The 11,680-nt window shown below is 52.6% G+C and carries 7 protein-coding genes; 3 read left to right on the top strand and 4 right to left on the bottom strand.

Annotated elements, in window-relative coordinates; genetic code table 11:
* The first annotated feature begins 24 nt into the window (after positions 1-24).
* The 3 genes from betA to ACT3T7_RS08020 all read left to right on the top strand — a co-directional run bounded on the left by betA (position 25) and on the right by ACT3T7_RS08020 (position 6,303).
* Positions 25-1,698, top strand: a complete 1,674-nt coding sequence (betA, locus tag ACT3T7_RS08010; RefSeq protein WP_444630609.1) for a choline dehydrogenase — start codon at positions 25-27, stop codon at positions 1,696-1,698.
* 299 nt (positions 1,699-1,997) lie between these two features.
* Positions 1,998-4,484, top strand: coding sequence for an acyl-CoA dehydrogenase (locus ACT3T7_RS08015; RefSeq protein WP_444630610.1), 2,487 nt, complete (start codon positions 1,998-2,000; stop codon positions 4,482-4,484).
* Positions 4,485-4,662: 178 nt separating this feature from the next.
* Positions 4,663-6,303, top strand: a complete 1,641-nt coding sequence (locus ACT3T7_RS08020; protein WP_444630611.1) for a glycerol-3-phosphate dehydrogenase/oxidase — start codon at positions 4,663-4,665, stop codon at positions 6,301-6,303.
* Between the two features lie 121 nt (positions 6,304-6,424).
* Here the strand turns inward: ACT3T7_RS08020 and ACT3T7_RS08025 are convergent, their stop codons facing one another.
* The 4 genes from ACT3T7_RS08025 to ACT3T7_RS08040 form a co-directional block, all read right to left on the bottom strand.
* Positions 6,425-6,649 (bottom strand): hypothetical protein, encoded by a 225-nt coding sequence (locus ACT3T7_RS08025; RefSeq protein ID WP_172116492.1) that lies wholly within the window; start codon positions 6,647-6,649, stop codon positions 6,425-6,427.
* A gap of 422 nt (positions 6,650-7,071) precedes the next feature.
* A complete protein-coding gene (gene glpK, locus ACT3T7_RS08030) occupies positions 7,072-8,559 on the bottom strand; it encodes a glycerol kinase GlpK (protein WP_444630612.1) in 1,488 nt (495 codons plus the stop codon).
* A 109-nt stretch (positions 8,560-8,668) separates the two neighbouring features.
* A complete protein-coding gene (locus ACT3T7_RS08035; protein WP_087105625.1) occupies positions 8,669-9,427 on the bottom strand; it encodes a DeoR/GlpR family transcriptional regulator in 759 nt (252 codons plus the stop codon).
* Between the two features lie 140 nt (positions 9,428-9,567).
* Positions 9,568-11,412, bottom strand: coding sequence for an SLC13 family permease (locus tag ACT3T7_RS08040; RefSeq protein ID WP_444630613.1), 1,845 nt, complete (start codon positions 11,410-11,412; stop codon positions 9,568-9,570).
* Positions 11,413-11,680 lie beyond the last annotated feature (268 nt).

Raw genomic sequence — 11,680 nt, forward strand, 5'->3', positions numbered from 1 at the left:
ATTCTACTCTCTCAAGGTGTAACTATGCCGCAACCGCATGAATTTGATTACATTATTATCGGCGCGGGCTCAGCGGGAAGCGTGCTGGCTATGCGTTTAACGGAAGACAGCGACGTCCGCGTTCTCTTGTTAGAGGCCGGCGGGCCGGACTACCGGCTTGATTTTCGTACCCAAATGCCAGCAGCCCTCGCCTTTCCACTTCAGGGAAAGCGTTACAACTGGGCATTTGAAACGGACCCGGAACCACATATGGATGGCCGTCGCATGGAGTGCGGGCGCGGGAAAGGGTTGGGCGGTTCTTCGTTGATTAATGGCATGTGCTATATCCGCGGCAATGCACTGGATTACGATAACTGGGCTCAACAGCCAGGCTTGGAAGATTGGGATTACTTAAGCTGCCTACCCTACTTTAAAAAGTCAGAAACCCGCGACACCGGGGCCAATGACTACCACGGTGGCAGCGGTCCGGTCAGCATCACTACTCCCAAAAACGGTAACAACCCGCTGTATCGCATCTTTATTGAAGCAGGCAAACAGGCAGGTTACCCGGAAACAGACGATGTTAACGGCTATCAGCAAGAAGGCTTTGGCCCCATGGACCGGTTCGTTACGCCCAAGGGGCGACGCGCCTCTACCGCCCGGGGTTACCTGGACACCGCCAAACAGCGCACCAACCTGACCATAGAAACCCACGCCGTTACCGACATCATTGAGTTTGACGGCAAGCGCGCTGTAGGTGTGCGCTACGAGCGCAAAGGGCAACAGCAGACCGCCCGCGCCAAGCGGGAAGTGCTGCTGTGTGGTGGTGCTATTGCGTCACCTCAAATTTTGCAGCGCTCGGGCATCGGCCATCCTGAAGTGCTCGAGCCGCTAGGCATCAAGCCCGTTCATGCCCTGCCGGGTGTCGGCGAAAACCTGCAAGACCACTTAGAGATGTACATTCAGTACGCATGTAAAGAACCCATCTCGCTCTACCCCGCTCTAAAATGGTACAACCAGCCCATGATAGGCGCTGAGTGGCTACTCAAGGGTACGGGCATTGGCGCCAGCAACCAGTTTGAAGCGTGTGCGTTTATTCGCAGCCGTGACGGGGAAGAGTGGCCCAACCTGCAGTATCACTTTTTACCTATCGCGATTAGCTATAATGGCAAAAGCGCGGTTCAAGCGCATGGCTTTCAAGCGCACGTGGGCTCGATGCGCTCCAAAAGCCGAGGCCGCATTCGGCTAGCCTCAAAAGACCCGCACGCGGCACCCAGTATTTTGTTCAACTACATGGCGCATGAAAAAGACTGGGAAGAGTTCCGTGATGCCATTCGCTTAACGCGTAACATTATCGAACAGCCCGCATTCGATAAGTACCGAGGCCGTGAAATCTCCCCAGGGCCTGATGTACAAAGCGATGAAGCGTTGGATCAGTTTATTAAGGCAAACGCGGAAACGGCGTATCACCCCTGTGGCAGTTGCCGTATGGGAGACGATGCGCTGGCCGTGACAGATGGCCAGGGCCGCGTTCATGGCGTAGAAGGCTTAAGGGTGGTTGACGCCTCACTGTTCCCTCTAATTCCTACCGGCAACCTGAATGCGCCAACCATCATGCTGGCCGAAAAGATTGCCGACCACATCCGTGGACACGAACCGCTGCCTCGCGCGCAAGTTACCTATTTTGTAGCTAACGGCGCGCCTGCCCAACATGGGTGAATGACGTTTTCACACGTGAATCCCCGTTCATCCAAGCGCCACGGCTAACTGCCGTGGCTTTTTTTTTACTAAGCTACTATTAATAAGCAGGATAAAAAGACGTAACGACTTGCGCGGGATAGCGTACGTCTGCCAATATTCAAACATCTGTTCGAATGCCTATGGCTTGCGTTCTAATCATCACTTCAAGCGTTACACACGACGGCAAGGCTGCATCGATGGATCAGACATCAACGTTCTGAGCCAAGCGCAATGCAGACCAGAACTGGACAGTGCCTAATAATACATGGAGACGTTCTATGCTCACCCTACTACTGATTATCCTGGCCGTGGTTGGCCTGCTGATTGTTATGCGCCGCGAAGCAGGCGCCCCAGCAGCCCTGACACTGTTGGGTATATTAGGGCTTGTTGGCCTACTCTTTGACGCCGCCGTTATAGGCGTATTGCTGCTAATCGCTGCCCTGGTCGTTGCTGTGACGGGCCTTGAAGCAGTGCGCAAACAGTGGCTGACACCGCGGATTTTTAAGGTTTTCAAAAAGGTCGCGCCAAAGGTCTCCGCCACCGAGCGCACGGCGCTAGAAGCCGGTAGCGTTTCCTGGGACGGGGAGCTTTTCTCCGGTAAGCCACAATGGAATAAGCTGCTGGCTTACAAGGATGAAGGCCTGCGCGAAGATGAACAGGCTTTTCTCGATATCCAGTGCGCTAAAGCGGCTGGCATGTGTAACGCATGGGACATTGCTCAAGAGCGTGCCGACCTGCCCCAGCAGTTATGGGACTACCTGAAAAAAGAAGGCTTCTTTGGGATGATTATTCCCAAGGAGTACGGTGGCCTGGGTTTCTCAGCAAAAGCCCAGTCCATGGCACTGCAAAAACTCTCCGCCAACGAAACGTTAATGGTGACCGTTGGGGTGCCCAACTCCCTCGGCCCGGGCGAGCTGCTGCTTAAATACGGTACTGAGGAACAGAAAGACCACTACCTGCCCCGTTTGGCCGATGGCCGCGAAATCCCCTGCTTCGGCCTGACAGGCCCGCGGGCGGGCTCTGACGCAACGTCATTGCCTGATACCGGCGTAGTGTGTAAAGAGATTATTAATGGAAAAGAGACGCTAGGCCTGCGCCTGACGTTTGAAAAACGCTGGATCACGCTGGCTCCCATTGCCACGGTTGTGGGTTTAGCCTTCCGTTTATTCGACCCTGAAAAGCTGTTGGGTGACGAAGAAGACCGGGGCATTACCTTAGCGCTCATTCCTCGCGATACGAAAGGCATGGACATTGGCCGCCGCCATCACCCCATCGGCAGCCCGTTTATGAACGGCCCGATTAAAGGTGTGGATGTCTTTGTCCCGCTGGATACCATCATCGGCGGGCAGGAGATGATTGGCCAAGGCTGGCGCATGCTGGTTGAGTGCCTATCGATTGGTCGTTGTATCACGCTGCCCTCCGGCGCGACCGGCACCGCCCGCTACGCACTGGGCTGGAGCGGTGGCTTTACGCGTGTTCGTCGTCAGTTCAACGTGCCTGTCGCCGAAATGGAAGGCGTTCAAGAACCGCTGGCACGTATGGCAGCGATGGCTTATATCTCCCAGGCAACCGTTTATCAAACGGCTAACCTGATTGATCATGGTGAGAAACCGGCGGTTCCTTCGGCGATTTTGAAGAGCCAACTGACCGAGTTCCAGCGTGATTTGTTAAGCGATGCGATGGATGTGCATGGCGGTAAAGCGGTCACATTGGGCCCACGTAACTATTTAGGTATTGGCTATAGCGCCAACCCAGTAGCGATTACCGTTGAAGGCGCCAACATCATGACGCGTAACCTGATGATCTTTGGTCAAGGGGCGATCCGCTGTCATCCCTACGTACTGGAAGAGTTGGCCGCCAAGGATGCCAACGACATCAACGCGTTTGATAAAGCCTTCTTCAGCCATGCGGGCCTGATTTTTGGTAACGCCGCACGTGCGTTCACCATGGGGCTAGGGTTTGGTAAAGAACGCGTGCCATTTGACGGGCCAGCCGCGGCTTATGCGCAAGATATTGCCCGCCTCTCGGCAGGCTTTGGACTATGTGCGGATGCCGCCATGGCAAGCCTGGGTTCCGCGCTGAAAAAACGCGAAATGCTCTCTGCCCGTTTGGGCGATGTGCTCTCTAACCTGTATCTCGCATCCATGGTGCTCAAACAGTGGCAAGCAGGTGACAAAGTGGAAGGCGAAGACGCCCTGCTTCACTACAGCTGCCGCTTCCTACTACATCGTGCAGAGCAAGCCTTTGTGGAGATTTTCGACAATTTGCCTAATCGGGCACTCGGCCGGGCGCTTAACGCCGTGGTAATGCCAACCGGCCGCCGTTGGGATAAACCCCATGACGATTTGGCACGCGACATTGCTAAACGGGTTTCCACCCACACTGCGTTGCGTACCAAACTGCTTTCCAACACCTGGGATACTGACGACGGCGAACAACCCAACCCATTGGCGCGCTACAACGCACTGCTGGTTGATTATGACCGTGCTGAAGCCATTTATCGCACGGTTAACAAAGCCTACGCCAAAGGTGAGCTGCCTCAAACGGCCCTTCACCCTGAAGCTCGGGTTGAGGTAGCGTTTGAGAAGGGCCTGCTTAGTGAAGAAGAAACGATCTTTATGCGCGAATTCGAAAAGAACGTGCTGGAGATGCTAACGGTCGATGACTTTGCCTACGATGCGTTTGCAAAGAATAAAGGCACGCTCATTAACCATAATGCTACGCAGGCAGCGCCAATTAATCCTGAGGAAGCCCACGTCGAATAACACATCCAGGCAACAGGATTGCCATAAGCCGGCTCCACGATGGAGCCGGTTTTTTTATAGGCGCTCAATGTTCGTTTTCAAACTTGAAAGATCGCAAACGATCACATATTCTTCATAAATGAAAATAACTGTGTTTTGCTTTGGTTATCAAACCTAATTTCCCATTAATGAGGCTATCATGACCCTGCGTGAACAAAACGTTAGTCAATTGACAAGTACCACCTTTGACGCGCTGGTAATTGGTGGCGGTATTAATGGCGCGGCCAGTGCGGCGGCACTGGCAGGCAAAGGTGCCAAAGTTGCCTTGATTGATCGTGGCGACTTTGCAGGCAGCACCAGCATGCACTCCTCCAACCTGGTGTGGGGGGGCATCAAATATATGGAAAGCAATGACTTTGGCCTGGTGCGTAAACTCTGTAAAAGCCGCAATCATCTGATCAAGAGTTACCCTTCCACGGTTGAGGAAATACGTTTTCTCACCACGATTACCAAAGGGTTTCGCCACTCCCCTCGCTATCTTTGGGCAGGCACCTGGCTTTACTGGTTAATGGGAAATGGTTTTACCAAAACGCCCCGCCTGCTTTCGCCAAAAAACATCAAGCAAGAAGAGTCGATCATTAATGTCGATACATCGGTGGGCGGCTTTGAGTATTCGGATGCCTACCTGCACGACAATGATGCCCGGTTTGTGTTTAATTTTATCCGCCACGCGCTCGATTTCGGTGCGACAGCCGCCAACTATGTGGAGTCGCTGGGTGCTGAGCGCAAAGACGGCATTTGGGTAACGAAAGCCCGCAACACCATGGATGGCAGCACGTTTGAGATACGAGCCAAGGTATTGATTAACGCGGCTGGCCCATGGGTAGATCATCATAACAAGCTGACCAACCAGCAGACATCGCACCAGCACCTTTACTCAAAGGGCATCCACTTAATCGTGCCGCAGTTAACAGAGTCAAAGCGTGTACTGGCGTTTTTTGCTGATGATGGGCGGCTTTTCTTTGTTATCCCCATGGGCAATCGTACCTGTATCGGCACTACCGATACGCACATGGACCACCCTGATGCGGTAGTGACCGATGAAGACGTAAGCTTCGTGCTGGAGAACATTAACAAGCGCTTAACGCTTGAGAAGCCCCTGACACCTGACGATATTATTTCAACACGCTGTGGCGTGCGCCCCTTGGCCGTCGAGGCCAACCAGGGCAGTGACCGTGACTTCCTGCAGCTCTCACGCAAGCACATTATTGATACACATGACGATACGGCACATATCAGTATCTTTGGTGGCAAGCTCACCGACTGTTTAAACGTCGGTGATGAAATTGCGGATGCGGTAACCCAGCTAGGCGTGACGTTAACCAACCCCAGGTTCCAGTGGTACGGCGAACCTGCTGATTCTGTTAAGCAGCAATTTATGGCTCAGGCCGAGCGTATCGGCCTTGATGCGATGACGCCCAGCACCTCTTCAGAGCTACTGACAAAACGCCTGTGGCGCCGCTACGCGGATAAAGCGTTTGCGATGCTTGAAAAAATCGAAGCAGACCATGACCAGGCCGCCTTGCTTATTGAAGGTACCGAATATATTCGCGTTGAGCTTGAACACGCCCGCGATTATGAAATGATCACTGAACTGGAAGATTTCCTGCGCCGCCGGGCCAAAATATCGCTTGTGGTGCGTCATGAGCAGCTACGCCACTCTGAAGGGCTTAAAGAGGCTTGCCGGATGCTTTTCGGTGACCAGGCCGATGAACGATTTAATGCCTACTTCGAAAATAATTCTGGCGAGGCGATTCAACAAGCAACAGCAGACGCCTAGTGCTTGCTAAAAGCACATAACCAAACGGACATAACCCAATTATCGTGCTAAAAAGCTCCCTTAAAACTTTTAAGGGAGCCTTGTGTACATTCACCCCCAAAGCTTCTAAGCGTTTAACGCCTTACTCCTCGTTGGCAACCTGTAGCTGCGAGTCGCCTGCCAACACTTCATCCCAGGCTTCATCCAGCGTACAGCCAGACCGACTATCGAGCGTATCGATCACTTCCACGGCACATTGAAGCGACCTCGGGCTATCTTTAAGCGCAAGTACCAGTTTAGCCAGGTCCTGTTTGCTAAATGTACTGGCAATCTGGTTAGCTTGCTGGCTTAGTTCAATACAGTTCATATTCAGTACCTCATGGTATGGTTATCCGTTGCCGGTCTCACAAAGGGCTTTCGTTGGCAAAGCCAGCCGCCCTATACGTATGGTGGCATTGCTACTCATGCCAGGTCGGATAAGCACCTGGTTCGGTGACTGCGAACGGTCAAAAAAACAGATAAAATCTTCGCTCTTTAGCGCCTGCTGTATGCACGCACAAAGGTTATATGGCAAGGCATAGTGCGATGTGTCGGGGTAACGAGGCATCACTCCATCCCATGCCCTGACTATGGTTCATGAACGATCAGCCAACAATGCATCATTGGACGCACGCCCCGTTGTAGCTTGACTACATTGGCCGCCGCCCAGGGTTAAATGTGTTAAAAGCTTACAACAAGAAGAGAATCAAGAAGTGCACGCAGCCACCTTACGATGGCTACGTGATGGCCTTATTCGCCGGAACGTACGCGCGACACGGCATCCAGCCAGCCTTGGTACAGCTGCTCGCGAGACGCATCCTCCATGGTCGGTATAAAGCTCTTTTCACAGTCCCAGAGCTGTTCAATTTCTTCCAAAGAGTCATACCAGCCTAAGCGTAAGCCTGCCAGGTACGCTGCTCCCAGTGCAGTGGTTTCTAAAATAGCAGGACGATCCACCTCAACATCTAGCATGTCGGACAAAAACTGCATCAGCCAGCTGTTTTTAACCATGCCGCCATCCACACGCAGTTTGCTTGGTGTGGCGTCCATATCGTCGTTCATGCAGTGCTGTAAATCGCGAGTTTGATAACAGACTGCCTGCAAGCCTGCCGCAACGATTTCTGCAATACCGGTGTCCCGTGTCAGGCCAAAGATTGCTCCCCGTGCTTTAGGGTCCCAGTGCGGCGCCCCAAGCCCCGTAAAGGCAGGTACCAAATAGACGCTATGGCCCAGCCGGGTCTCTTTGGCAAGCGCCTCGGTTTCAGCCGCATCCGCAAACAGGTTCAAGCCATCCCGCAGCCACTGTACGGTTGCGCCTGCGACAAAAATACTGCCTTCCAGCGCATAGGTGGGCTTACCGTTAAGCCGATAGCCGATGGTGGTCAACAAGCGATTACGCGAAAGTGCGGGCGTGTCACCGGTGTTTACAATCATAAAGCAGCCGGTGCCGTAGGTGCTTTTCCCCATACCCGGCGTAAAGCATGCCTGCCCTACTAGCGCTGCCTGCTGATCGCCCGCCACACCGGCAATCGGTAGCTCAGCCCCTAACCACTCTGCCTCCATCATGCCAAAATCATCGCTGGAGTCTTTCACACTGGGCAGCAGGTTGGCAGGTATGTTGAACAGCGCCAGCAAATCCTCATCCCATTGCTGGGTGTGTATGTTAAAAAGCGCCGTGCGTGAGGCATTGGTGGCATCGGTGACATGCTGCTTACCGTTTGTCAGCCGCCAAATCAGAAAGCTATCTACAGTGCCAAATGCCAGCTCGCCACGCTCAGCGCGTTCACGGGCACCCTCCACGTTCTCAAGCAACCACGCCAGTTTCGTCGCCGAAAAGTAGGGATCAATTAACAGGCCGGTTTTTGCTTGAACGCTATCGGCATGCCCAGCTTCACGCAGCGTTTGGCAGGTATCAGACGTTCGCCGATCCTGCCATACAATCGCGTTATAAAGTGGCTTACCTGTTGCGCGGTCCCACAGCAGCGTGGTTTCGCGCTGATTGGTAATACCCACACCCGCCACTTGACCCGCAGAAACACTGGCCTTCACCAGCACTTCTTTGCAGGTCGCAACTACTGATTCCCAAATATCTTCAGGATCATGCTCAATCCAGCCATCACGGGGAAAGTGCTGGGTAAACTCTTGCTGGGCAACGGCCGCAATTTCCCCTTGTCGGTTAAACAAGATGGCACGGGAGCTGGTGGTACCTTGATCAATAGAAAGTAGATAACGGGACATTAGATGTTCGCTTTGAGGTGAATATTTTCGCTTTATTATGAATAAGGCTACGCTAAGCCTTATTGATGCTCAAGTACGAAAATACCTCTACAAAGCAGCCTTGACCCGTTTAGGCGATATAGAGCGCCACATCATATTGGGTTAGCAACTGCTGGATAGACTCGGGAGGCTTACGGTCAGTGAACAACGCATCCAGCTGGGAAAGATTCCCTTGGCGTACCACAGGGTTGCGATGGAACTTGGAGTAATCCGCGGCTAGATACACGCGTCGCGAATTAGCAATGATCGCTTGGGCCACACGTACTTCCTGGTAATCGAACTCCAACAAAGAGCCATCTTCATCAATACCGCTGATACCAATAATGCCGTAGTCGACCTTAAACTGATTAATAAAGTCGATGGTGGCTTCACCGATAATGCCGCCATCCCGAGAGCGCACTTGGCCACCCGCAATGATGACGTTAAAGTCTTCTTTATGCTGCAAAATAGCGGCAACGTTCAGGTTGTTGGTGATCACTTCCAACCCTTGATGCTCCAGCAATGCCTGGGCAATGATTTCATTGCTGGTACCAATATTGATAAACAGCGATGAGTGATTAGGAATATGCTGCGCCAGACAATGAGCAATACGCTCTTTCTCTTCAAGATGGAGTGTTTTACGTGTGCTGTAGGCCGTATTAACGGTGCTTGACTCAATTCCCACGCCACCATGCACCCGCCTCACTCGGCCCTCATTCGCCAACGTATTGAGATCGCGCCGAATCGTTTGAGGCGTTACTGCGAAATGATCAGTCAGTTGCTCAATGCTCATATAACCGTGCTGACGAACCAGCTCGACAATCGCATCCTGACGGTATTGTTGATTCATAGGCTTAGCCTGTTCACTTTTATTTATCGCCAAGCGTAATAGGGTAACAAAATCTGATAGCCCTGATCCACACGACGAAGCTCAACAAAGCTCGGTGGCCCACGGAGGGGCCACCGAGCACTATCTTTTGCTGTCGTTACTTACAGCGGCCATACCCACAAAATAACCGGCAGGGCAACCACCAGCACAACAATCGAAAGCGGCAAGCCTAGTTTCCAATAATCACCAAACCGATAGCCGCCAGGCCCCAGCACCAGTGTATTGGACTGATGGCCGATGGGGGTTAAAAACGCGCATGAAGCACTCACCGCGACCACCATTAAAAACGGATCAAGAGAGACATTAAAGCCTTGGGCTAAACTGGCGGAAATCGGTGCCATTAACAATGCGGCGGCAGCATTATTGACCACATTTGAAAGTAGCATGGTGAGTACGAAAAGGCCGATTAAGGAAATAAAGATGGGCCACTGCGCGCCAAACTCTAGCAAGATGTTCGCTACAATCGTGGCTCCACCGCTGGTTTCCAAGGCCTCCCCTACGGGTATCATGGCGGCTAACAGTACAATCACAGGGCCATCAATGGCCTGGTAGCCATCCCGCAGTGGCAATACCCCAATTAATAGCGAAATAAGCGCGGCACAGCCCATTGCGACCGCTGCGGGCAGAAGGTCCAGCAGCATCGCGACAATGGCCAGCGCAAAAATCCCGATTGAGATAACCAACTTACGCGGCTGGCCTAACTGCAGCTCCCGATTAGCCAACGGCAAACAGCCTAAGGTAGAAAGGCTATCACTAATTTCGTTCTCGCTGCCCTGAAGCAGCAGTACATCGCCGGTTTGAAAACGAATATCCCGCAAGCGCTGCTTCAAACGACTACCGTCACGAGCAACCGCCACCAGATGTAGACCAAACTGTTGATTTAATCGCAGCTGTCGGACACTGCGATTATTCATCATCGAATCATTACGCACGACCGCTTCGATCAGTTGCAGCCCTTCGGTATCCACCGGCTGCCGGCCCTCACTGCTGTCTGCTTCGCCCTCATCCTCTTTTGAGGCATCTTCATCCTTCTCCTCAGGCTCCGCAACCGCACTCAACCCTACTTTATCTTCAAGCAGCTTTAGATCATCCGGGCCCGCCTCAAGCAGTAAAATATCGCCCTCTTGCAAGATCCCATGAAAGGAGTAGCCCGCCCGACGGTTATCGTCGCGCACTACGGCCAATACAGGAATGGTTTCCTCAAGCTCATCGCGTAACTGCGGCAGCGTTAAGCCGTTGGCTTTAGAGTCCTTGGTAACGTTAAGCTCTACCAGATAATTGGCGGTATCAAACATCTCTTCAGTTGATGACTTCGCATTGCGTTTAGGCGTTAAGCGCCAGCCAATTAACACGATAAACACAAGGCCTACAGCAGCTACCGCAACCCCGACAGGGGAAAAGCTGAACATGCCAAAATTTTCCCCGGTTACACTGCCACGGTAGCTGGAGATAATAATATTGGGCGGTGTGCCAATCAGGGTGGTTAAGCCCCCCAGCAACGAACCAAACGCGAGCGGCATTAAAAGCAGGGAAGGAGACGTGTTATGTTCGCGGGCAAGCCGCATGGCAACGGGTAGCAATAGCGCTAACGCCCCCACATTATTCATAATGCCGGACAACACCACCACGGTTCCTACTAGCGCTAAAAGCTGGAGTATCAGTCGGTCACCCACCTTGAGCACTTGGTTGGAGATAATATCCACTACGCCAGAACGCTCAAAACCACGGCTTAACACCAGCACGGCAGCCACCGTAATGACGGCGGGATGACCAAACCCGGCAAACGCTGAATCAGCCGGAACAAGCCCTAGCATCACCGATGCAAAAAGCGCCGTTAATGCCACTAAATCATAGCGGAAACGCCCCCATACGAACGCTACCAACGTTAATCCCAGCACGATAAATATCAGTGTGCTGGGTGCCAAGCCGATTGCTTCCATCGCCATGCGAATCATCCCCTGTAACGCTACCCGGCCTACTTACCCCTTCCGGCTTGCCTTTGTAAACCACAACCCATGTAAAGAATGAGAAGAACCTTCACACATTAGACGGTATCTATACAGACGTATAGCGTGTGCAAACGTTAGAGAATAGCCGACCGGCTGGAACTGCTGATAAAGCCGCATAGGGACGACACATTGGCTGCGCTTCCCAGAACGGTAATCTGAAAAAGGTACAAATAAGCAGTAAAGAGGAGCTAGTCTGAAAGCTAAA

Origin of the sequence: Halomonas sp. 111 (assembly GCF_052379685.1) — a bacterium.
Taxonomy (GTDB): domain Bacteria; phylum Pseudomonadota; class Gammaproteobacteria; order Pseudomonadales; family Halomonadaceae; genus Vreelandella; species Vreelandella citrativorans.

Coding starts and splice junctions, on each gene's coding strand:
- glpK (WP_444630612.1), bottom strand. CDS start 8,559: ATGTCCCGTTATCTACTTTCTATTGATCAAGGTACCACCAGCTCCCGT.
- betA (WP_444630609.1), top strand. CDS start 25: ATGCCGCAACCGCATGAATTTGATTACATTATTATCGGCGCGGGCTCA.
- ACT3T7_RS08025 (WP_172116492.1), bottom strand. CDS start 6,649: ATGAACTGTATTGAACTAAGCCAGCAAGCTAACCAGATTGCCAGTACA.
- ACT3T7_RS08020 (WP_444630611.1), top strand. CDS start 4,663: ATGACCCTGCGTGAACAAAACGTTAGTCAATTGACAAGTACCACCTTT.
- ACT3T7_RS08040 (WP_444630613.1), bottom strand. CDS start 11,412: ATGGCGATGGAAGCAATCGGCTTGGCACCCAGCACACTGATATTTATC.
- ACT3T7_RS08015 (WP_444630610.1), top strand. CDS start 1,998: ATGCTCACCCTACTACTGATTATCCTGGCCGTGGTTGGCCTGCTGATT.
- ACT3T7_RS08035 (WP_087105625.1), bottom strand. CDS start 9,427: ATGAATCAACAATACCGTCAGGATGCGATTGTCGAGCTGGTTCGTCAG.